Origin of the sequence: Shewanella sp. NKUCC06_TVS, from assembly GCF_019345515.1 — a bacterium.
GTDB lineage: Bacteria > Pseudomonadota > Gammaproteobacteria > Enterobacterales > Shewanellaceae > Shewanella > Shewanella oncorhynchi.
This window is the reverse complement of sequence record NZ_JAHKQX010000014.1, coordinates 118,960-140,777: the sequence shown is the minus strand read 5'-3', so window position 1 is coordinate 140,777 and position 21,818 is coordinate 118,960. Positions and strand designations below refer to the sequence as shown.

Here is a 21,818-nt window from a genome sequence, read left to right as displayed (position 1 = left end):
GTATACTTGTTCACACCAGTAAAGGACGATAATTTACCCAATGAGACAGCTTATTTTGGCTTTTGCGAGCTCAATGTCGGATATTTCGGCCAGTGCGTGGAATGCCGCCATGGGTGAGGCGAATCCATTTTGCCGCCATGAGTTTCTGTTGGCACTCGAGCAAAGCCGCTCCGCTTGCACTGCAACCGGTTGGACGCCTCGACATTTATGCGTGTTCGATGCGGGTGACACATTAAATGATGTCGCCAGTAAGGATAAAAGCTTGTCGCTTTTGGCTGAAGGAGGGTTTATCAGTGTGCAAACGGCTAAGTACTTCAATCAGTTCCCACTTATTGCCGTCATGCCCTTGTACCAAAAATCCCATTCCTACGGTGAGTATGTGTTCGATTGGGCGTGGGCCGAAGCCTATGAGCGCCATGGACTCGATTATTATCCCAAATGGGTGAATGCAATCCCTTTTACCCCAGTGCAAGGTCAACGGATGGGCATTCATCCCGCAGTAGAGCGCGCCGAGCAACTGCGCGTGTCGGCATTACTGCTGCTGACATTGAATCGCCGACTAATATCAGCGCAGGATAATCTCGTATCTAAGGAAGCTATTCTTAATGAGCCAGAGCAGGGCAATACCCCGATTTCCTCATGGCACAGCCTGTTTGTTACCCCAACACAAACGCCGTTATTTGAAAGTTTGCCAAATTCGCTGTTAAAACGCTTAGGCACTCAGTTCCATTGGCATAATCGCAGTTATCGGGATTTTAATGATTTTCTGGCGGGCTTTAGTTCCCGTAAGCGTAAAAATATCTTGAAGGAGCGGGCGCAGTTACAGCCTTTTAATCTTAAGTTTCAGTTTGTCGAAGGGGAGCAGATCACCGCTTCGCAATGGCAGACTTTTATCCAATGTTATCAATTAACTTACCTTAAGCGCTCCGGTCATCGCGGCTATTTAACGCCAACCTTTTTTCAGCAGTTGGGGGCACAACTCGCTGCGCAAGTCCTACTCTTGGTGGTTGAAGATGCAAAGGGTGAGATGGTCGCTGGCGCCTTGTATTTAAAAGGTGAGAATACCCGAGGGCAGAAATGCTTATATGGTCGTTATTGGGGGACGACGGTTGAGCTTGACGGTTTACATTTTGAGGCCTGTTATTACCAAGGTATTCAATATTGTATTGAACATGAGTTTCAAGTGTTTGATGCGGGCGCACAGGGGGAACATAAGGTGCTGCGTGGCTTTGAACCCGTAGCAATGTATTCCTACCATAACATCGCCCATTTGGGATTTAAGGCGGCGATTGCTGACTTTGTTGAGCAAGAAACACTGCAAATACAGCAATATATGGCACAGATGCAGGATGTATTGCCCTACAAAAAAGAGCCTTCATAAAGACCGAGTTAACGGGACTTTATTGGGCTCATTTTAGGTAGAACGGCTTACATTTAAGCGGTTAGTTCAAACCGTTAGCTCATGGCTAACCAAACTCCTACGCCTATCATTAGGCTGCCCGCAATGCGGTTTAACCAGCGAATATTATCACCACGGCTCAAGAAGATGCGCAGGCTTTTGCCACCACTGGCGTAGGCGAGCATAGAGGTAAATTCGGTCACCATGATAATGCTCAGTAAGGCGAGGAGCTGCGGCGCGACGTCGCGCTCGGCATTGATAAAAGGGGGCAATAGAGACACCATAAATGCCCAACCTTTAGGATTGGCAATGGCGGTAATAAAGCCTTGAGAGATCAAGGTAAAATTGCTGGCTCTGGGGTTAGTGTCATCATCACTTAATATGGCCATCTTGCCGCGCGCGCGCCACATCTGTACGCCGATATAGCCTAAATAAATCCCGCCGATCCATTTAAAAATTTGAAATACTTCGGGATAGTTGAGCATGATACTGGCTACGCCCATCACGGCGGCTGTCGCCACTAACGCCACCCCAACCAGTTCACCCAACATCATCCACAGGGTGCGGCGCACACCTATGCTCATACCCAGTGTCATGGCGAGTGTCATGCACATGCCCGGCGTGATAGAAACAAAGAAAAAAGTCGGGATAAACACAGCGAGTAAGGCAAAATCAGGCATGGTTTGGTCATTCTTGGGTGAAGATGAGAAGGGCGATAGTGTAATGAAAATGGCGGATTTAGCCAATCTGCTTATTTTGAACTTGCTCTCTTTAAATGTAATCGGTTGTGTTGGCTGGCGATATTTCACGCAAAAAGCATACTGTGGTTATCATTAACAATATGCTCACTAACCCCATTGTGATTAATTCTGCAGTTGTTCGGTTAACAGCGATTAACCTCATAGTTTACAAGATAAGACATTGACTGTAGGTTCTACATCAGTATCGATCAAGTAAACACTATCGGCGCCCACTATATAATAACTGTATAGGTCTTGGTAAATATGTTCGCCTAATTCACCATAATAAGGACGGCGTGCATTTTTTACCGACTTCCATATTGGCCAAGGTAAAGAAAAATAATCGGCATTGGATTGATTCTTGATATTTAAATCTGAATCAATAGGGAATGGCGTATTGTTTTTATCATCATGTTGAATATCAATAAAGTTATCACTTATGTTATCTAAGAAGGTTTGATAACTTGACTCATCAATTACTTGTATTCCTGAAATCGTTGGGAAATACAATTCCATCGTGAATGCATCGTTATCAAGTTCCTGCCACAGTATGGTTAAAGATAAATGCTCTAATCTGCAACTCAGGTTCGGGTGTGGCTTTAGGTTTCTGCTCACGGGAAACCAAGGTTGATAAGCCGCTTTAATCATAGCTAATCCTCGTTATCTTATTGTGTTAAGAACATATCTTAGTCGTTTGGTTGTTACTTTTTTGCATTATTTTTGCTGAAACTACCATAACCTAAAAATAACTGAGAAGCATGTTGAGATTATCCAATATTTTTTGAAACTCATATCAACCAAATGCGCCTTATCAATCATAATTTGATTGATATGCTAACCCACATTCTCAAATCAATGGTTAATGACTGTTCTAGGACAGTTCAAAAATGGGTTCAGTACATTATGAAATCGCCTTATTTCTCCTCTTTTAAAAAGACTCTCTTGGTGACTGTCGCTTTGGCCGCCAGTATTAATTACGTTATGGCTGACGACAGTGCCTCTGCGTTTAGTCTCGAAAGTAATTTAGCTGATAATTCAAGGTTCCCTCCTGAGTATTATTGGAATCAATTTGGTTGTTCGGGCGAAAATATTGCGCCGCGTTTAACTTGGCAAAATGTACCTGCCGGTACCAAGAGCTTTGCTGTCACTTTATATGACAAAGATGCGCCTACTGGCAGTGGTTTTTGGCACCGTGTTGTGTATGACATTCCGGCACAGGTGTCGACTCTCGCAGGTGGTGTGAATGGCGGAGCGCTACCCAGTGGTGCCATTGAAGCTAATACCGATTTAGGTAAACCTGGATTCTTTGGACCTTGTCCACCAGAGGGACGTGAACACAGTTATGTATGGACAGTGCATGCTTTGGATGTGGCGCAGTTGCCGATAGACAAGGGATCAACACCCGCTTTGGTGGGATTCTATCTTTGGCAGCATAGATTAGGCGAAGCAAGTTTAACGCTTTTAGCTGGCCCACGTTAGGAGGAATGAAGATGACCATATTATATACGCGCATTACATACCCAATGTTATCAAAGGCTTTTACTCTACTGGCAACCAGTTTGTTGTGTTCTCACTCATGGGCGACACAGACTGAGCCGCTGGCAAAAATGGAAGTCTTTGCCGAACTTGATGGGGCTGTGGGCGGTATTACTTTCACATCAGATGAACGATTGATTTTCAGTTATCACCCTTTCTATCAACCTAATATTAAGGTAGCCGAGCTTTTAGCGGATGGTAGTACTAAGCCATTTCCTAATTCGGATTGGCAGCAATGCCATGATCCGCAGGGCAAAGCGAAAGAACCTGACACTTGCCTTAATTGGGTGTTGGGGCTGCGAACCGACGATCAAGACAGAGTGTGGCTATTAGATTCTGGTCAGCAGGCGCCACGTATTGAGCCTAAATTAGTGGCGTGGGATACCAAGAAAAACCAATTAGATCGCATTATTCATTTGCCCGCGCCAGTCTCTCTTCCTGAGTCACAACATAATGACTTTGTTATCTCATCTCGACATCAAGCGATTGTGATTGCCGATGAGGGGATTGGCACGGGTCCCATTGGTGAAAAGGCTGCGCTGGTGGTTGTGGACTTAAATACAGGGAAAAGTCGGCGACTATTACAGGGTGATAACAGTGTGATGCCAGACTTACAGCGGCCACTGATTATCGATAAGGACTCAAAAGGTAGAAAGCAGATTGAAGTCTATGTGGGTGCCGATGGCATTGCTTTAGATAAAACCCAAACATGGCTCTACTTTGCCCCGATGAATAAAGACAAAGTTTACCGTGTGCGGATGACAGATCTCATCAATCCTTCGTTAACGCCTGCGGCACTCTCTGCCAAAGTGGAGGCTTATGCCGATAAGCCCGACAACGGTGGCTTAAGTATTGATGAAGCGAATAATTTGTATCTAACGGAAGTGGGAGAGCGGGCCATTGGCGTGATCCCTGCTGATTCTCGCCAGTATCGCACTTATGTCCATGATGAACGTATGGTTTGGCCCGACGGTGTGAGTTATGGCAAGCAAGGTTATTTGTACTCTGGGGCTGCGCAATTACCGTTATCGGCGCCATTAAACAATGGCAAAGCTGAAAACAGTCCACCTTATTATATTTTCCGTTTTAAGCCGTTGGCTGCGGGCGTTCGTGGTAATTAATTCGAACAATTAATCTCATCAATTAATTTTATAACCTTACGCCAAGTGCTTATCTTAACTGAATTTATTCACATAATTTTTGCGGATTAAAACGGTTTGGATTCGCACTTGGTTATACCGAGTCACTGAGTCACGACATCCAGAGGATGACAATATGAACATTATCGGATTGGATCACTTTACCATCAGAACCCCCAAACTGGTTGAAACGCTGTTGTTTTATCAAGTTATCCTTGGATTGAAATTAGGTTGGCGGCCACAGTTTGGTTTTCCTGGACATTGGCTCTATGCCTCAAATAAGCCCATTTTGCATTTAGTGGAAGCGGGCGATCAGGCGCTAGATGCCTACTTAGGGGAAAGCAGAAATATTTATGGCTCGGGACGTGTTGACCATTTGTCGTTTCGTGGCACGGATTTACACCAGATGCAGCAGCATTTATGCCAGCAGAGGATGATTTTTCAGGAACGAATTGTGCCTGAGATTGGTGAGCATCAGTTGTTCCTTGAAGATCCGAATGGCATCAAAGTAGAGATGATATTCCCCTATGCAAAGGACAACGCCATCGTAGGGATTGTGATGGATAGGCTCACTATTTTAGACACCAAGGAGCCTGAACATGGCGGAGATTAATGTCTTCAGAAGGCAATTATTGCAAACGTTGGGATTGGGCAGTTTGGCATCATTGGCATTATTTCCTCGAGGTGCGATAGGTATGAATTCATTGAATAAGAGTACAAATATGGAGAGCTCACAGGGTAAGCCGATGATTCGCATGGGAGTGACAGACTTAAGTTTTCATCGCGTCACCGCCGCTGTGGTTGCCCATGTGATAGGGATTATGGGCAAAGAGGTGCAACGAAGCTATGCATTGCACGAGGCTAATTTTGAGCAGCTAGGTGAAGGCAAAGTGGATATGCTGTGTTCAGCATGGCTGCCCCATAGCCATGGGATTTATCGACAAGGTGTCGAAGAGCGAGTTGCTACGCGGCAACTCGGGCTACATTATGAGCCCTATGCGCTCTGGGGCGTACCCGATTATGTGCCTGCTGAGCAAGTGTCGAGCATTGAGGATTTACTCAAACCTGACGTGCAGCAACGTATGCGGCCCATCATTCAAGGGATTGGTGAGGGGGCGGGGATCACGCGATTTTCTAAAAAGATCATGACGCAATATGGATTAACGGCGGCAGGTTATCAATTTAGAACAGGCACTCAAGCCGACTGTGTCGCGGCTTTTGAGTCTGCCGTAGCGGTAAACGAGTGGGTGATCGTTCCTTTGTGGCATCCACAATTTTTACACCATCAATACGGTATTCGCGATCTTCAGGACCCTAAAGGTTTACTCGGGGGAAAAGATAAAGCGGTATTGCTCGCCCGTGAACACGAGTTAGCGGTTAATTTCTCGCCAGCACAAATTCAGGTACTTGATAACATAGTATTATCGAATCAAATGGTTGCAGAACTCGATTATGCGGTTAATCGACAAGGAATGACGGAAGATGAGGCCGCTGCGAACTGGCTGACAGTCAATCCTCAGCATTTGACGACCTGGTTAGCCCCGCTGCTTAATCCTGCGAATGCCTCATCTCAGGGGGTGACATTATGATGATCACACCTGAATCGCGGCTAGTGGCGGCAGGGCTTGAACTACCTGAGGTTGCTGCGGCTCTTGGAAATTATGAACCTTATTCAATTGTTGGCAGTCAGTTAATGACCTCGGGTCAGTTTCCCTATTTAGAGGGCGAGCTTCAGTATCAAGGACAATTGGGCGCCGATCATACTGTGAGCGAAGGCTACGCTGCCTGTCGTCTTGCTACCCTAAATGCCATTGCCCAATTGAAACAGGCTTGCGGTGAGCTTTCGCGGATAAAACAAATTTACCGCTTGGAAGGAGTGCTAAATGTGCATCAATCTTGCTTTGAACATCCTAAAGCACTCGATGGGGCTTCGGATTTATTGCTTGAAATCTTCGGTGAAGCAGGGCGTCACAGCCGGATGATTTGGACAAATCCTGTCATGCCGCTGAACAGTTTGTGTCTAGTGTATTTATTTGCAGAACTCTATTGTGATGACGAACAAAGGCAATGACCTTTGTCTCGATTGAGATTGAATGCTTGAATGTGACTCACATTGGCTGTTAGCTAAATGTTCTGTCAGCAAGACGGGTAGTTCATTCAAGAGCATATGAGGCAGTTCTTGAACTTTCATCAATCGATTGTTAGGGTTAGGTCATCATTGACGGAATGTTGACAATACGATGACTGAGAAACAAAAAATGTTGGCGGGCCAGCCCTATAAGGCTTGGGATAATGAGTTATTGGCTGAGCGGATGCGGGCGAAATCCATTTGTCATCAGTTTAATCTGGCCGAACCGACTTTACTTGATGCCCGAATGGAGCATCTTCGTGGCCTGCTTGATATTCAACACTGCGCCCATATTGAGCCTAATTTCTTTTGCGATTACGGCTATAACATCCATATTGGCAAACAATTTTACGCCAATCATAATCTAACCATATTAGATGTTTGCTCCGTCTCGATTGGCGATAATGTGATGTTTGGTCCCCATGTGATGATTTCTACCGCAACGCATCCTATTAATCCTATCGCGCGGCAAACGACGGAATACGGCGCGCCAATTCAAATCGGCAATAATGTTTGGCTAGGCGGAAACGTCTCTGTACTGCCCGGTGTGACCATTGGTGATAATTGTGTCATTGGTGCTGGTAGTGTAGTGAATAAGAGCATTCCGGCGAACTGTGTGGCGGCGGGGAACCCTTGTAAAGTTATCAAACCTATCGATGTGGACTAGCGCAGGAAAGTTAAAGCCGAGTGATTGGTGTCAAAGCTGATAGTGATTTAGATGACGATATAGATATTCGTAGAAAGAAAAACGGTACGCAGTGCGTACCGTTTTTTATTAGTTGGATGACAATTTACAGTACGCCGCGGCGCATTTGGTCCCGTTCAATTGATTCAAACAGGGCCGTAAAGTTGCCTTCACCAAAACCTAAGTTATTCTTACGTTGGATGATTTCGATGAAAATCGGTCCAAACAGGTTTTTAGTAAATATTTGCAATAAATAGCCTGTATCATCACCATCCACCAGAATTTGGTGATGTTTAATGTGCTCACGATTTTCTGTGACCTGCGGTAACTTCTCGAAAATAGTGTCGTAGTATTCAGGGATAATGTCTAAGCATTGGATTGAGCTGCCTTCCATCGCATCCAGAGATTTAACGATATCGCGGCTTCTAAAGGCTAAATGTTGCACACCTGGGCCATTGTATTCCTTCAGGTATTCATCAATTTGGTTTTTATCGCTGCCTTTACCTTCGTTGATCGGGATACAGAAGCTGCCATCTGGCGAACGTAGGGCGTAGGACACTAGCGCGGTTTGTACGCCGCTGATGTCAAAGTAGCGCACTTCAGTAAAACCAAAAATGTTTTTATAGAAGTTAGCCCAATGTTCCATTGTGCCTTTGTAGACGTTGTTGGTTAAGTGATCGACCTCGATAAAGCCTTTCTCTTGGGTGATGACTTGCTCGTCTAAATCTTCAAAATCAGCGGCATAGATATTGTTATCTGCGCCAAAGGTGTCGATGAAATAAATTAAGCTGTCACCAATGCCGTAAATCGCAGGATAAGGCAGATCTTTGTTGGCATCATCGGCGGGTTTTGCACCACGTTCAACGGCAACGCGATAGGCAAAGCCGGCATCTTCTACACGCCAGCCCATAGAACAAATGGCTGGGCCGTGGGATTTAGCAAACTTAGCTGAGAAACCTTCGCGTTCAGTGTTGAGCAGAAAATTAATGTCATTCTGTTTGTAGTACAGGATGTCTTTGTTCTTGGCTTTTTTCAGCAGAGAAAAACCAAAGTCGATAAAGACTTTGTGCATAAAATCAGTATCAGGGCTGGCGAATTCAGTGAATTCGATACCTAATAAGCCCAGTGGATTTAGTTCGCTTGCCATGTTGTTTTCCTCGTTATTTTAGTGCAACACGCCGTCACTCTAATGACTCCCGCATGGGAGTGCTGGTGGCTTGGGGCTAGTCTTCTAGCCAAGAGCGGTTGTAGTCTTTGCTCATGCAATTTTGTACATGTTCGGTTAATTTCAGTGGGGCGAACGTGTCCACCATCACTGCATATTCATAGGTTTCTTTTTTGCCAATTGAGGCTTCAGTTCGGCCCGGTTGTGGTCCGTGGGCCACACCTTTTTGATGTAAGGTCATGTAACCCGCTTCAATGCCCGTGCGGCTCATAAAGTCGCCATCGACGTAATACAAGACTTCGTCGCTATCTATGTTGTTGTGGTAATAAGGCGCCGGAATCGATTTAGGGTGGAAATCGTAGGGGCGCGGTACGAAGTTACAAATCACAAAGTTATGCGCGGTAAAGACTAAGTGATCAGAAGGAGGTAGATGGATTTTGCCTACCTTTGGTGCGTATTCTGTGATGTTGAATGCCCAAGGATAAACGCAGCCATCCCAACCCACTAAATCAAAGGGATGCCATTCGAGCGTGGTGAGTTGGTACTTATCGCCAAACTTACACACTAAGGGGAAGGCGCCGCGCTCAACCACAGCCTCTTGCAGTGTAGGTACGCGCAAATCGCGCTCGCAGTAAGGTGCCGATTCTAATAGTTGACCATACTCGTTACGGAAATGCTTAGGCACTTCCACCATAGAGAATGACTCGATGACGAAAAGTCGCACATTGCTGTAATCGTTGAATTTTAGTTGATAAGTGGTACCACGTGGGATCACGAGATAGTCCCACTTTTGTACCTTAATCGTGCCGTACTCGCTGTAGAGTGTGCCTTCGCCTTCGTGGACAAAAACCACTTCATCGGCATAGGCGTTACGGTAAAACTCGTCGGTATCGGCGGTGACTTTGGCGGTATAAAGTGCTAAGTCATTGTTATAAAAAATCTTGTTACGGGCGCTGAAAAAATTACCTTCACGGTCGGCGTCGCGGGAATCGAGTTTATAGTTTTGGACCAGCGAGTCTTCCCAATTGGCACCATGGCCTAGGCTATAGGGCGCCACTTCTAATGCTTTGGTTGGCATGTTGTGGTGATATTTATTGGAATAAATATTGGAAAAACCATGGGTTGAGAACAACTCTTCACGGTAAAGCTCGCCGTTTTCCTTTTCAAATGCGATATGGCGCTTATGGGGAATCTGGCCTTGTTTCACATAAAATGGCATGGAGGATCCTTGGTTTTTACAGCGGCGTGAGATTAGCTCTACTTCGCTTGTCGTTATGGTTATGTGATCTTGTTATCAATTTAGTTGCTTGAATGAACAAAAAAAAGAATAATAAATCCGTTATCTCAATCTAAAAATTAGATGGTATTCTAATCTTTACGAATCGTAGTGTTTCAGTGACATGTTCATTAGAGCCAAGGAGTGACCATGCGCATTGATATTGATGCTTTTAATGTGCTGCAAGTGCTGGTGGAAGAGGGCAGTTTTGCCAAGGCGGCGGAGCGATTACACAAGGCGCAATCGGCGGTGAGTTATCAAGTTAAAAAGTTAGAAGAGCACTTAGGCGTGCCGCTTTTTAGCCGTGAGCAATATCGTGCTGAGCTGACGCAAGAGGGCCGCGTGATTTTGGCCGAGGGACAAAGATTACTGCAACACCTTGCAAACATTGAACATCTTGCCAGTCGTTTCAGTGAAGGCTGGGAGCCAAAGCTAGAACTAGTGATAGATGGCGCCTTACCGATGGAGCCTATCATGACGGCCTTAAAGCGCATGGCTGAACATCAAATCCCCACTAAAATTCAGCTGAATATGGAGTTTTTAGGCGGTGTACAACACAGATTCGAGCGTGATAATGCTGACTTGATGTTAGTGAAAGATTATCGCACTGGCCCCTACTATCATCCGCAGCCGTTGCCTGCAATTACTAGCGTACTGGTAGCCAGTGCTTCGCATCCTTTGTCTTTTATTCGCGAAATTAGTTTGTCTGAGCTGCAGCAACATGTGGAATTAACTATCGAAGACTCTTCACCCAATAAAAGTTACCGCGATGAAATGCAATTTGGCGGCGATAAAGTGTTTTATCTTTCTGGCTTTATCATGAAAAAGAACGCTTTGTTAAAAGGCTTAGGTTTTGGCTGGTTGCCGGACTTTTTAGTGCAAGAAGAGTTAGCTAAGGGCGAATTAGTTGAAATCGACTTCGTCGGTGGCAGTCGTTTTACGTTTATTCCACAGCTCGTCTCGACCTTAGAGCGTCCGTTAGGGCGTGCGGGACAACTTTTTACCGAGTTGATATTAGAGGAGTTTGCTAAGGCTGAGCAGTTTAATGGCGTGGGTTTAGGTTGATAAGTCGCCGTTTGTCATTTTTTGATACAAGTTACCGCATAAAATAATCGCATTTTGACATTTTATGTCATAGATTAATGCCTAGGTCAGATGAAGGTTTAGATTGAGAGTTAAAATAAGGCCTAAATTCAGACTGAGCTTAGATCTAGATTAAGGTCGAGATGAAGAGTGAAATTGAGCCGCGATAAGTAAAGAGTCGTCCATCGGGGTCAATCTAAAGGATAGTAACAAGGAACTGACAGTTAAGGGGAACAGTATGTCTAGACGTTGTCATGAAGTGGATTATGAAATTATCGGCCACAGTATGCAGTTGGTTGAAGTGGAACTCGATCCTAACGAAACCGTGGTCGCTGAAGCGGGCGCGATGAATTATCTAGAGCAAGATATTAGCTTTGAGGCCAAAATGGGCGATGGCTCTGAGCCTGAGTCTGGCTTTTTTGGCAAGTTGGTGGGCGCGGGTAAACGGGCATTGACGGGTGAGAGCATTTTTATGACTCACTTTACCAACCAAGGCAATCAAAAACGTAAAGTCGCCTTTGCCGCCCCTTATCCAGGCACTATCCTAGCGATCGACTTGGCCGAACATGGTGGTGAGCTTATCTGTCAGAAAGACAGTTTTTTGGCTGCGGCTTTAGGTACACGCGTGACGATGAAATTTAATCGCCGCTTAGGTACGGGATTTTTCGGTGGTGAAGGGTTTATTCTGCAAAGTCTACAGGGCGATGGTATGGCGTTTATCCATGCGGGGGGCACCTTAGTGAAAAAAGAACTAAAAGGTGAAACCTTAAGAGTTGACACAGGTTGTCTTGTTGCATTTACCTCAGGGATTGATTACGACATAGAGCGTGCAGGCTCATTAAAGTCTATGGTCTTTGGCGGTGAAGGTTTGTTTTTAGCCACACTCAAAGGCCACGGGACTGTTTGGCTACAAAGCTTGCCATTCTCACGTATGGCGGACCGCATTATCGCCCATGCCCCATCGGCAGGAGGAAGTGATCGCGGTGAAGGCTCTGTGCTTGGTGGTCTTGGTCGCATGCTCGATGGGCGCTAACACAACATTTTTAATGGGGCGCCTTTATGTAAAAGTAAAAAAAGTGACATATCGAGATTGATGATATGTCACTTCAAATGGGAGATTTTAAATTAGCTTAAGTAACGTTGGTTAGAACTTATAGTTAACGCCTACAGTGATACGTTGTCCCAGAATGTCATAGTAAGCACCTTGGTTATATACACTCGGTTGACGAGGTGGGGTTTCATCAAACATGTTGAGTATGCCCGCACGAACTTGTAATGCATCAGTGATGTTATAGCGACTGGTTAAATCAAATGTAATATATGATGGAATATCATTATAGTTGTTTTGATTTGGTGACCAATCGTTACTTAAAACTGTATTACTACGATAGTTCGCAGTTAGTACTGCAGAGAAATCTCCGTAGGTGTAATCCGTCGTAAAACGATGACGCCAACGTGGCCGCTCTTGTTCACCTGTTTCTTTTATTTCATCTTCAGCAAAACCTGTTGAATTAAATGAACGTTCTTCTAGATAAGTACTGAAGAGGCGGATCCCCCAGTCACCAAAGCTACTTTCAAACTTATAGTTAGCTTCAATATCTACACCAGAAGTAATGCTGGTCGCAGAGTTAACTGGTTTTTCATAGTAATTGGTGATCTCATGCGTATCAGGATCACGTTCAAGCAATGGACAGAATGGGTTGTCTAGAGTGCTTGATTGGTAGCAATACTTTACAACATCTGGGCCATCAAAACTGTTAATGACATTTTCCATGTCAAATTTCCAGTAATCAACAGTGAAACTTAGGTTTTCAATATAACTTGGGGTATAGACAAAACCGATAGTTATGTCATCGGCAACTTCGTTTTGTAAGTCTTCGTTCCCTACTATAAATCCAGGACGAGTCGAACCATACCACTCTTGAGATGGTTCGAAATCGGTAGGAATACCTTGTGCCGCACAGTTTGCCAAGACATTGTCTAGATATTCAGGATTTATTTGGTTGCGGTAGCTAGAAGCGCAATAATCCTTTATAGATCTGAATGTTTGTCCTGGTGGGCTATACAAGTCACCTATATTGGGAGCTCTAACAGATTTCGAACGGTTTAATCTGATCCTCAAATCGTCGAAGACAGCCCAGTTTAAGCCTACTTTCCAAGCAGTATCAGAACCAGATGTCGAGTAATCCATATAACGGAAAGCTGTTTCCAGTGTTAAATCTTGTACTAATGTAATGTCACTTAGTAATGGAATTGACAATTCTGCAGAAGCTTCCGTTACATCAAACTCACCTTTAAGTGGCTGAGATTGGTTGTTGAACAGTAAGCCCTCTCGCATAGCTGGATCTGGTAAAGTGTCTGCCTGCTCTTTTCTATACTCGAGAGAGAATGCACTCGATACAAAACCTGCTGGCAATTCAAATAGATCACCACTTACGGATGCTCCGAGAGCTGATTGAGTGATAGATGAGCGTCGAATTGCGTCAGTACTTACCCAATCATAGGCGTTTTTATCGTAGATTCCGCGCCCAAATATATTGAGTGGAAGGCATCCATTATTTCGAGCACTTTCACTACGACAGACTACTTCCCCTTTATCATTTTTTATAGTATCAACAGCGTCATAGAAGCGTTGCTCGAACATTTCACCATACCATTCTGTATCAGCTTGAACATGTCCAACGGTAGCATAAGTGTCATAAGACCAATTTTCAGAAAGTGCTCCCTCAAAGCCAAGTGCTATACGGGCAGTCGTTCGTTCTTGGCTATATTTTCGATTACCAAAGTCCGATGCAAGGTATCCTAGAGAAATACCATCTCCTGGTTCTGCTTTGCCTGCATTAACAAGCCTAGCTTCTTCAGCAGCGATAAGTGCTGCTGCTTCAGGGGAGAGAAACCCATTATCATCATGCACTTTCAAACTTAGGAAAGCTGGGGAGCTTTCGCCATAGGCATCTGTTTTACTAAGCGTCGCCTCCATGGTCATTTTATGATCGTCATTAATGTCATAGCTCATGACAGAGAAAAAGTTAATGCGATCTAATGGCGTTTTGATGAAAGAGTTTTCTGCGAAGTTATAACCTTCTCCGCCGAGATAATCGACACGACCAGAAGTCAGCGGAGGTAAAGCTTGTCCTAATTGCATTGGTCTAACATTGCCATTTTCATCAAATGAGTATCGAGTACCATTTGAAACAAATGTCCCTGTTTTACTATAGGAAGCTAATACTTGTTGACCATAACCCCATACAACAGACTGTGGGTCATCTGGACCTGTTGCATTTTGATTACGTACAACAATTGGAGCTTCACGTAGGAACTCTCTATCCATAAAGGATAATTGCCCCTGACGAGCCCAACTAAGGTTAGTAATAAAATTAGCTTTACCTACTTCTGAACCAAATGTTATTGAAGCATATTTTTCTTCACCACCATCTTCTGTTGGCTGTGTAGTCGAAACGTCAACCGAAATGCCATCAAAGCTTTTTTTCGTAATAATGTTCACAACACCCGCGATAGCATCTGAGCCATATACTGCTGATGCACCACCAGTTGTGATTTCAATTCGTTCAACCATAGCTGTTGGTATATTGTTAAGATCTACAGAACCTGAACCAGGTGCTCCTGCAACAAATCGACGACCATTAACAAGAACGAGTGTACGGTCAGAGCCTAGTCCTCTTAAGTCTGTATTATTTAATCCGCTAGCAAATACAGTATTATTGGTTGTTTCAGGTGATAGTCCTACTAGTGTGTTGGGCATCTTATGCAGCAAATCAGCAACGTTAACGACACCTGCGTCAATTAACCCATCACCTGATATAACTGTCACAGGTGTAGGCGTGAGTTCACCAATACGCTTAATTTTTGAGCCTGTAACTTCAATACGTTCAAATGTTTCAGTTGGTTCTTCAGTTTGGGCATGAACAAAAGTGGAAGCTGTTAGACTTGCTGCGGCAAATATACCGTAGCGAACCGCTTTTGCCGTTAGTGACAAAGAGTTCATACATTTCTCCTTTATATTTTTTATTGGTTAAATTTATAGTTGTAAATTGAAGCTGCACTTAACAACTCCAACCACATATTTATTTCCAAGTTGCGAGATTGTCAAACTGTAGGTGTTTTTAGGTTAATTTTGACGACAATCGTTTAAGGTTAGATGAACAATTTTGTTGATTATTTTACATTAATTAAACAATGTGATTCGTTATTTGTAACATGTAATTGTTTTTTGATAGACTGTTTTTAGGTGGAAGGTATTTAATTGGTTGATTATAAAGATTATTATTTTTTGTGATTTTATTTGTTTTTTTCGCGGGATATTAATTGTAACTGAGTGTTTCTTATTTGGTTATTTTGCTTACTTTTTTTTGTTTATTTTATAATTATCATATATCAATCGTTAGAAAGTATTATTTGCAGGTTTACCAGGTTAATTCATTATAAAGTATTGCTAGCAATTAATGATTAATGTTGTTGTGGGTTTAATGAAAGGTTTTTTAAATTATTTTATATTTGCTATTTATTTTTAATATTTCTCTCTATGATTTTTGAAATAAAATACATCATCAAATAGCCCGTGCCTAAGGCTAAAATCACCGCGACGACATTCTCCGTATACAGGCGGTAAGCGTAGAAAGTACCGACCAGTACTGCGATACCAGCAAGGCGAATAAGTAGGCTTTGGGTAAAATAACCGTGGGCTTTGATATAGGCCAACTGATAGCCATTGAGCATCATAAATATAAAAAACATGGAGAAATGCATTAATACTGGGGCCGCTTTAATGTATTGCTCGGGGAATAACCAAGCGACTAACGGCTTGCTCGCAAAGACCATAACGACAAAAAAAATACCGCTGGTCCACAAAGAAACTTTCGTCAGCCATGACTTAATTTGTTGCACTTCGTCAAAGCGTTTTTCTCGTACGCACACTGCGACTTCGGGCAGCACAAAACGGTAGATGGGAAAGACAAAAAGCAGGGTGAGGTAAGTGATCATCGGCCGCACCACCACTTGGAAATCACCCAGTTCATCTATGCTGAAATAGGCAATAGTCAGCAGTACGGTGATGTAAATCATCAAGATACTGGCCCCCGCTTCCATGGACGCCGTCAGGCTTTTCTTCATAAAACTGCGTAAACCCGTATCAAAATGCACTGCACTTAAGGGCGGAGTGGCAATATCTTTGCGCCGTTTTAAGTACATATATAAGGCAACGATGAGCGATGACAGTGTCATGCTGTAAAAGAGTGATGCAATGGCGGTTTGTTTTAAGCCATAGAAACATAATAAAAAGCTAGTCACTTGCGCGAGCGGCTCTAACCAAGTGACTCTATTGGAGATGGCATATAGCCGGTACATGGCAATTTGATTGGTAAAATAGACCTTGAGCCCCATACTCAGAATAATCCCAACCAATTGAAAATATTCTACATTGAGCTGAAGTTTGTGTTTGATATAGGGTAAAACTAAGCCCCATGTCAGTAATACCATAGCGATCAAGCTGTAGCGGAATATATTGGTAATATCCACATCTTGCTTGGTCTGGGAGTAGGTCACCACCATAGAGGAGCGAAATCCCGTCATTAGGATTAGCGACAGTGAGATAATGTCGATCACTGTGTGATAGAGCGCTAGATCGGCTTTGGCAACCCATTGTGCTAGCCAGAGTTTAAATAGAAAACCCACAGAAATACTGGCGAGTGATGCCCAGAACCCCGCAATAATTGCCTGCTTAACCCGTTGAAGTGAGGTGTTTTCCATTATCAAAAATCCAGCGTTAGTCTACGGTCATTATCGGGATGCTATGAATTCAATTAAGATTTTGCCTTAGCCGCATGAGTATTTTTAGGTGACACTTATCTTGTTCTGTTCGATCTCTTTTCACCCTGCATGAGTCTAGCATTTAGCCAATTTACGACCAATAGCCAGATAGTAAAGATATGATAAATATCAATATGTTGCTTTATTGTAAGTTAGAACGTTATTGAGTGAGGACTGGGGTGATAAATTGTCTTACAAACAACGTTTTTTGATAGATCAAAGCAGTATTAGGAAGTACAACTACGCCCAGATAAGCGCTGGGCGTAGTTGTAAAAGTGTCAGTTATAAATGCCATTTTGCCATGGGAAGTTAATCGGTAATGATATTGACGATATCGAGGATTTTACGGCTGTTATTATCGAGTTTGATTAGTGCACCTTCGACTTGAATGCTAATGATGCCATCTCTGTCTAAGGGGACTACGATGCGGCCGCGATCATAAATATCATGCTCAAGCACATCACCACGGTGGAGTTTTTTCTGCCAACCGGGTGGCAGTGGCTGACCTTGGTCAACTTTTTTCTGTAATCCCGGCGGTAGACTTTTATCCTTTTTGTGGTGCTCATGGTCATCTTTAGCAAAGGTTGAGATGGACATCGTTAAGCTGAGGACAAGTCCTGTGATTACCACTGAGGTCAATTTATTCATCTGTACTCCTAAGGGGCATTGAGTTGATGTTGTGTCCAATGCTGGATGTGGCCAACAATAGGCGATGCTAAATGAACTATAGCTGAACGTTCTGGTTCAAGATTGCTTTCTAGCGGGTTAACATGAGTACGGCTTGCCATTGTTCGGCGGTCACAGGTTGGATACTGAGTCTTGACCCCTTAGAGACTAAATACATGTCCGCCAGTTGGGGTAAACTTTTTATCAAACTTAAGGGAATAATCTCGTTAAATTTTTTGACAAAGCGGATATCCACTCGCAGCCATCTTGGTTTGGTTGGATCTGACTTAGGGTCGAAATACTTCGATTCGGGATCGAAGGCTGTGCTGTCGGGATACGCATTGGTCACGACTTCTGCTATGCCGACAATTCCGGGTACTTTGCAGCTTGAATGGTAAAAAAATACCTGATCACCAATCTGCATCTCATCGCGCATAAAGTTACGCGCCTGATAGTTACGGATCCCATGCCAAGCTTCAGTTTGGTTAGGGCAAGCCTTAAGATCATCTATGCTGAATTCGTCGGGTTCCGATTTCATAAGCCAGTAGTTCATCTTGTTTCCTTTACTCATAGTTGCCGTTAAGCGCTTCAATACCGCTGAGTTTATCTGAATTTTGTCGAATACCCCAGTTCGTCACCCATATCAAATATTGTGAGTTTGATTAAGTTTCCGTTCAGATAAGGTGGCTTAGCCTGTTGACAGCAATCTTATTTGGTATGCCTTATGCAAATTCGTGTTTATAAGGCAAAGCGTCAAATTCGATCTCGGTTTGTGACTGGTGTCGTACAAGTTGTGGCAGCAGAGGCAACCAAAACCTGTGAGGTGTGTTATGGGGACTTCAACAATGACATCCGATTGTGGCTTATACACTAAATATCTTAAGGATTTTACGGCGGGTGATGTGATCTTAAGTCATGAGCGAATGCTGGAATTTATTAATGACCTGACAACGCAAGGTTGGTTATTGGCTAATTTCACTTGGGACTATTGGTATAACAACAGTTACTTAGTCGATAAACCTGCCTATATTCGTGATGCTAGCATCGCACAATGTAAGTTGCTGTTGACGGCCATGACGCGACTCGAGGTTTTTAGCCCCGGCGTGTTAGAAAATATGCGTCGCCAAGGGGTGTTACTGGCCATTGTTGAGCGGTTACAAAGCTTAAATGTGCCTAAGTCGAGTGCTCATTTTGAGTTTATCAGCCGTTAGCACTGGGCTTTAATGGATTGTTATCTAATAGTTTGTCTTACTCTTTAGTCTAATAAAGTGCTTTTTTACTTGTGACATGATCCGTGGATTGGTTAGTTTGGACCTCGCTAACCATAATAATAAATGCACGGAGGCCTTAATGTCAGTTCCTACAAGCCAAGTTATAAGCCCGCTCAACGTTAGCGAGTTTAGAGGCGAGTCATCACCGAAACTCGTTGAGAAGACCATAGGTCAATATCTTGATGAGATTGCGGCAACGTATCCCGACCAATTAGCTGTCGTCGTACACCATCAACATATCCGCTGGAATTACCGCCAATATCTTGCCCAAATCGATGCGCTCGCCACAGGACTATTAAAACTCGGCATTAAGTCTGGTGATAGGGTAGGGATTTGGTCGCCTAACAATATCGAGTGGTGTTTAACTCAATATGCGACCGCTAAAATTGGCGCCATCATGGTGTGTATTAATCCTGCGTATCGTCCTGAAGAGTTGCAATATGCGCTGAGTAACGTGGGTTGCCGCGCAGTAATTTGTGCTGATAAGTTTAAATCCAGCAATTATCTTGAGATGCTATATGAATTGGCGCCTGAGCTAACCTCTTGCCCCTCGGGTAAATTACAAGCTAAAGCCGTACCTGAGCTTGAATTTGTGATCCGTATGGGCGCGGAGAAATCCGTCGGTATGCTGAATTTTGATGACTTGATCGTTGATGTGACCGCCGCTGACAGGATAATGCTCGAGAGGATTGCTAAGGAATTAAGCCCATACGATGCGATTAATATCCAGTTTACCTCTGGCACGACGGGCAGCCCGAAAGGTGCGACCCTATCCCATCATAACATATTGAATAATGGCTATTTAGTCGCAGAGGCGATGAAGTTTACCTGCCACGATAAACTCTGTATTCCAGTGCCTTTATACCATTGTTTTGGCATGGTACTCGGCAGTTTAGTCTGCTTAGCTAAAGGCGCAACTGCTGTGTTCCCCGGAGAATCCTTCGATCCATTGACGACATTGCAAGTGATTGAACAAGAGCGTTGCACCGCTTTGCATGGCGTACCGACCATGTTTATTGCCGAGTTGGAACACCCAGAATTTGCTCGTTTTGATTTGAGTTCCTTACGAACCGGCGTGATGGCGGGGGCAACTTGTCCTGAAGAAGTGATGCGACGTGTACAAAACCTGATGTATATGAAGGAAGTGCTGATTGGTTATGGGCAGACCGAATGCAGTCCGCTCAATCACATTACTGAAATCGACTCACCCGTAGAGAAACGCGTGCTCACTGTTGGCCGTGCTTTACCCCATACCGAAGTGAAAATTGTCGATGAATTTGGCGAAGTGCTGCCAATTAATCAACCCGGTGAAGTTTGTAGTCGCGGTTACTGCATTATGCAGTGTTATTGGAATGATCCTGAGAAAACGGCGGCAACCATAGACAGTCAAGGCTGGCTACATTCGGGCGATATTGGCCAAATGGATGAACAAGGTTATGTGCAAATTGTGGGGCGCATTAAAGATATGATTATTCGCGGCGGCGAGAATATTTATCCCCGTGAGATTGAAGAGAAACTTTACACCCATAAAGATGTGCAGGATGCGGCTGTCTTTGGCGTTCAAAGCGATAAATACGGCGAGGAAGTGTGTGCTTGGATTAAAGTCCGCTCAGGCTCCGCGATTACAGAGGCTGATATTCGTCATTTTCTCACCGAGAAGTTCGCCTACTTTAAAGTGCCACGTTATATCAAGTTTGTGGATCAGTATCCAATGACAGTGACGGGAAAAATTCAGAAATTCAAAATGCGTGAGCTGATGTATCAAGAGTTATATGAAGATATTAATGCTTAAGTCATTTGGCTTTGAGCTGATTAATACTATTGATATTTGACTTCCAAGCCGCGCAATGCGGCTTGAATTTTATTCTATCTAGCTATTTCGGTTAGCAGATAAACGAACAAGCTAATTGGCTAATGAAAAAGTTGGCGAGTCATACCATCAAGTCAAGCTGCATGTTGAGTTAGCTTTCGCTGCTAATGTCGTTATTCTAATTGTAACAAAACTTCACTTCCCCGCTGTGGCTTGATGGCTATACTAAAACTAGTCATAAAATCTAACCAGTCATAAAATCTCGGCAGATAAAAACGAAAGCGTTAAGTTGTCGATGATGTAGTCGTAAATCCATGTAGGCAAAGGAGTACTAAATGGTTCGATGGCGTTCAATGCTCCTTGTGTATTGTCTTTCCTTTATGGGATTGAGCGTAGCTAAAGCGGATACCTTAATGCTCACTTCTTTACTTTGGCCGCCTTATTCAGGAGAGCAATTAACGGAGCAGGGTGCCAGTATTGCCGTGGTACGGGCGGCGCTGAACGTTATGGGACATCAGTTAAAAGTGGATTTTTATCCGTGGAGCCGCGCTGTCAAACTTACGACTATGCCGAACTCTGACTACATAGGTTATTTTCCTGAATACTATGTAGAAACTGAAAAGTTTATTTTTTCAAAACCGATTGGCGAAAGTCCATTGGGGCTGGTGGAGCAAAAGTCCCATCCAGTAAGTTGGAATTATATTGAAGATCTTAATCGCTATACCTTAGGTGTGGTGAAAGATTATGTGAATACTCAGGCCTTAGATCGCATGATCGTTTCCGGTGTACAGCGGACTGAAGCTGTGACTTCGGATGAGCATAATGTCAAAAAAGTTGCCGCAGGTCGGATTGATGCCGCGGTGATTGATGTCAACGTTTTGCACTATTTACTCAAGCAAAAGCCCTTACAGCCGCTGGCGACAAAGTTGCAAATCAATCGGCAAATTTTGGCGAATAAGCAGCTCTATATCGCGTTTCGTAATACAGAAGAGGGACGGCGTTGGCGAGATATTGTTGACCAAGGTTTAGCGCAGGTTGACGTAGAAACCATCATTGGAGAGCTACTTTATCGTGAAGACTAATGTAGGGTTTTA

Annotated in this window: 20 protein-coding genes; 12 read left to right on the top strand and 8 right to left on the bottom strand. The window is 43.8% G+C overall.

Annotated elements, in window-relative coordinates; translation table 11 throughout:
* The first annotated feature begins 40 nt into the window (after window positions 1-40).
* A complete protein-coding gene (locus KO531_RS16095; RefSeq protein WP_219251668.1) occupies window positions 41-1,381 on the top strand; it encodes a GNAT family N-acetyltransferase in 1,341 nt (446 codons plus the stop codon).
* A gap of 74 nt (window positions 1,382-1,455) precedes the next feature.
* On the opposite strand, the gene KO531_RS16090 is transcribed toward KO531_RS16095, so the two are convergent.
* Both KO531_RS16090 and KO531_RS16085 read right to left on the bottom strand, forming a co-directional pair.
* A complete protein-coding gene (locus KO531_RS16090; protein WP_219251667.1) occupies window positions 1,456-2,079 on the bottom strand; it encodes a LysE family translocator in 624 nt (207 codons plus the stop codon).
* Between the two features lie 219 nt (window positions 2,080-2,298).
* On the bottom strand, window positions 2,299-2,787 hold the full coding sequence (locus tag KO531_RS16085; protein WP_219251666.1) for a hypothetical protein: 489 nt from the start codon (window positions 2,785-2,787) through the stop codon (window positions 2,299-2,301).
* Between the two features lie 297 nt (window positions 2,788-3,084).
* Here KO531_RS16085 and KO531_RS16080 point away from each other — a divergent pair, with 297 nt between their 5' ends.
* The 6 genes from KO531_RS16080 (at window position 3,085) to KO531_RS16055 (ending at window position 7,609) form a co-directional block, all read left to right on the top strand.
* A complete protein-coding gene (locus tag KO531_RS16080; RefSeq protein WP_263168142.1) occupies window positions 3,085-3,618 on the top strand; it encodes a YbhB/YbcL family Raf kinase inhibitor-like protein in 534 nt (177 codons plus the stop codon).
* 11 nt (window positions 3,619-3,629) lie between these two features.
* On the top strand, window positions 3,630-4,796 hold the full coding sequence (locus KO531_RS16075) for a major royal jelly family protein (RefSeq protein WP_251068985.1): 1,167 nt from the start codon (window positions 3,630-3,632) through the stop codon (window positions 4,794-4,796).
* A 154-nt stretch (window positions 4,797-4,950) separates the two neighbouring features.
* Window positions 4,951-5,427 carry a VOC family protein gene (locus KO531_RS16070; protein WP_028759587.1) on the top strand — a complete coding sequence of 159 codons (477 nt, stop codon included), beginning with the start codon at window positions 4,951-4,953 and terminating at the stop codon, window positions 5,425-5,427.
* On the top strand, window positions 5,414-6,403 hold the full coding sequence (locus tag KO531_RS16065) for a glycine betaine ABC transporter substrate-binding protein (protein WP_251068984.1): 990 nt from the start codon (window positions 5,414-5,416) through the stop codon (window positions 6,401-6,403). Before KO531_RS16070 ends, KO531_RS16065 begins: the two co-directional genes overlap by 14 nt.
* Window positions 6,400-6,885: an Atu1372/SO_1960 family protein gene (locus KO531_RS16060; protein ID WP_198573679.1), complete on the top strand. Its 486-nt coding sequence runs from the start codon at window positions 6,400-6,402 to the stop codon at window positions 6,883-6,885. The genes KO531_RS16065 and KO531_RS16060 overlap by 4 nt, the downstream gene beginning before the upstream one ends.
* 169 nt (window positions 6,886-7,054) lie before the next feature.
* A complete protein-coding gene (locus KO531_RS16055; RefSeq protein ID WP_219251665.1) occupies window positions 7,055-7,609 on the top strand; it encodes a sugar O-acetyltransferase in 555 nt (184 codons plus the stop codon).
* Window positions 7,610-7,733: 124 nt separating this feature from the next.
* Here the strand turns inward: KO531_RS16055 and hppD are convergent, their stop codons facing one another.
* Window positions 7,734-8,774 carry a 4-hydroxyphenylpyruvate dioxygenase gene (hppD, locus tag KO531_RS16050; protein WP_219251664.1) on the bottom strand — a complete coding sequence of 347 codons (1,041 nt, stop codon included), beginning with the start codon at window positions 8,772-8,774 and terminating at the stop codon, window positions 7,734-7,736.
* 76 nt (window positions 8,775-8,850) lie between these two features.
* Entirely contained in the window at window positions 8,851-10,011 is a 1,161-nt protein-coding gene (locus tag KO531_RS16045; protein ID WP_219251663.1) for a homogentisate 1,2-dioxygenase, read from the bottom strand.
* 207 nt (window positions 10,012-10,218) lie between these two features.
* Between KO531_RS16045 and KO531_RS16040 the strand changes: the two genes are divergently transcribed.
* Together KO531_RS16040 and KO531_RS16035 are read left to right on the top strand one after the other, a co-directional pair.
* Window positions 10,219-11,133, top strand: a complete 915-nt coding sequence (locus KO531_RS16040; protein ID WP_028759592.1) for a LysR family transcriptional regulator — start codon at window positions 10,219-10,221, stop codon at window positions 11,131-11,133.
* Window positions 11,134-11,389: 256 nt separating this feature from the next.
* Entirely contained in the window at window positions 11,390-12,184 is a 795-nt protein-coding gene (locus tag KO531_RS16035; protein WP_113940919.1) for a TIGR00266 family protein, read from the top strand.
* 111 nt (window positions 12,185-12,295) lie between these two features.
* Here KO531_RS16035 and KO531_RS16030 read toward each other — a convergent pair whose 3' ends face one another.
* From KO531_RS16030 to KO531_RS16015, 4 genes are all read right to left on the bottom strand, one after another.
* On the bottom strand, window positions 12,296-15,157 hold the full coding sequence (locus KO531_RS16030; protein WP_219251662.1) for a TonB-dependent receptor: 2,862 nt from the start codon (window positions 15,155-15,157) through the stop codon (window positions 12,296-12,298).
* A 512-nt stretch (window positions 15,158-15,669) separates the two neighbouring features.
* Window positions 15,670-16,917: a hypothetical protein gene (locus KO531_RS16025; RefSeq protein ID WP_131525024.1), complete on the bottom strand. Its 1,248-nt coding sequence runs from the start codon at window positions 16,915-16,917 to the stop codon at window positions 15,670-15,672.
* A 369-nt stretch (window positions 16,918-17,286) separates the two neighbouring features.
* Entirely contained in the window at window positions 17,287-17,625 is a 339-nt protein-coding gene (locus KO531_RS16020) for a hypothetical protein (RefSeq protein WP_168827409.1), read from the bottom strand.
* A gap of 109 nt (window positions 17,626-17,734) precedes the next feature.
* A complete protein-coding gene (locus KO531_RS16015) occupies window positions 17,735-18,196 on the bottom strand; it encodes an EVE domain-containing protein (RefSeq protein WP_219251661.1) in 462 nt (153 codons plus the stop codon).
* Window positions 18,197-18,473: 277 nt separating this feature from the next.
* Between KO531_RS16015 and KO531_RS16010 the strand changes: the two genes are divergently transcribed.
* The 3 genes from KO531_RS16010 (at window position 18,474) to KO531_RS16000 (ending at window position 21,806) form a co-directional block, all read left to right on the top strand.
* The gene (locus KO531_RS16010; protein ID WP_168827411.1) at window positions 18,474-18,854 is read left to right on the top strand and encodes a DUF6508 domain-containing protein; all 381 of its coding nucleotides are present in this window, start codon (window positions 18,474-18,476) and stop codon (window positions 18,852-18,854) included.
* A 139-nt stretch (window positions 18,855-18,993) separates the two neighbouring features.
* Complete coding sequence (locus tag KO531_RS16005; protein WP_219251660.1) at window positions 18,994-20,706, top strand: AMP-binding protein; 1,713 nt, start codon at window positions 18,994-18,996, stop codon at window positions 20,704-20,706.
* 353 nt (window positions 20,707-21,059) lie between these two features.
* Entirely contained in the window at window positions 21,060-21,806 is a 747-nt protein-coding gene (locus KO531_RS16000; protein WP_212601317.1) for a transporter substrate-binding domain-containing protein, read from the top strand.
* The last annotated feature ends 12 nt before the right edge of the window (window positions 21,807-21,818 follow it).

What these genes read in the sequence shown, in the direction of transcription:
- KO531_RS16095 (WP_219251668.1), top strand. Translation starts at nt 41, where the DNA reads ATGAGACAGCTTATTTTGGCTTTTGCGAGCTCAATGTCGGATATTTCG.
- KO531_RS16090 (WP_219251667.1), bottom strand. Translation starts at nt 2,079, where the DNA reads ATGCCTGATTTTGCCTTACTCGCTGTGTTTATCCCGACTTTTTTCTTT.
- KO531_RS16085 (WP_219251666.1), bottom strand. Translation starts at nt 2,787, where the DNA reads ATGATTAAAGCGGCTTATCAACCTTGGTTTCCCGTGAGCAGAAACCTA.
- KO531_RS16075 (WP_251068985.1), top strand. Translation starts at nt 3,630, where the DNA reads ATGACCATATTATATACGCGCATTACATACCCAATGTTATCAAAGGCT.
- KO531_RS16070 (WP_028759587.1), top strand. Translation starts at nt 4,951, where the DNA reads ATGAACATTATCGGATTGGATCACTTTACCATCAGAACCCCCAAACTG.
- KO531_RS16065 (WP_251068984.1), top strand. Translation starts at nt 5,414, where the DNA reads ATGGCGGAGATTAATGTCTTCAGAAGGCAATTATTGCAAACGTTGGGA.
- KO531_RS16060 (WP_198573679.1), top strand. Translation starts at nt 6,400, where the DNA reads ATGATGATCACACCTGAATCGCGGCTAGTGGCGGCAGGGCTTGAACTA.
- KO531_RS16055 (WP_219251665.1), top strand. Translation starts at nt 7,055, where the DNA reads ATGACTGAGAAACAAAAAATGTTGGCGGGCCAGCCCTATAAGGCTTGG.
- hppD (WP_219251664.1), bottom strand. Translation starts at nt 8,774, where the DNA reads ATGGCAAGCGAACTAAATCCACTGGGCTTATTAGGTATCGAATTCACT.
- KO531_RS16045 (WP_219251663.1), bottom strand. Translation starts at nt 10,011, where the DNA reads ATGCCATTTTATGTGAAACAAGGCCAGATTCCCCATAAGCGCCATATC.
- KO531_RS16040 (WP_028759592.1), top strand. Translation starts at nt 10,219, where the DNA reads ATGCGCATTGATATTGATGCTTTTAATGTGCTGCAAGTGCTGGTGGAA.
- KO531_RS16035 (WP_113940919.1), top strand. Translation starts at nt 11,390, where the DNA reads ATGTCTAGACGTTGTCATGAAGTGGATTATGAAATTATCGGCCACAGT.
- KO531_RS16030 (WP_219251662.1), bottom strand. Translation starts at nt 15,157, where the DNA reads ATGAACTCTTTGTCACTAACGGCAAAAGCGGTTCGCTACGGTATATTT.
- KO531_RS16025 (WP_131525024.1), bottom strand. Translation starts at nt 16,917, where the DNA reads ATGGAAAACACCTCACTTCAACGGGTTAAGCAGGCAATTATTGCGGGG.
- KO531_RS16020 (WP_168827409.1), bottom strand. Translation starts at nt 17,625, where the DNA reads ATGAATAAATTGACCTCAGTGGTAATCACAGGACTTGTCCTCAGCTTA.
- KO531_RS16015 (WP_219251661.1), bottom strand. Translation starts at nt 18,196, where the DNA reads ATGAACTACTGGCTTATGAAATCGGAACCCGACGAATTCAGCATAGAT.
- KO531_RS16010 (WP_168827411.1), top strand. Translation starts at nt 18,474, where the DNA reads ATGGGGACTTCAACAATGACATCCGATTGTGGCTTATACACTAAATAT.
- KO531_RS16005 (WP_219251660.1), top strand. Translation starts at nt 18,994, where the DNA reads ATGTCAGTTCCTACAAGCCAAGTTATAAGCCCGCTCAACGTTAGCGAG.
- KO531_RS16000 (WP_212601317.1), top strand. Translation starts at nt 21,060, where the DNA reads ATGGTTCGATGGCGTTCAATGCTCCTTGTGTATTGTCTTTCCTTTATG.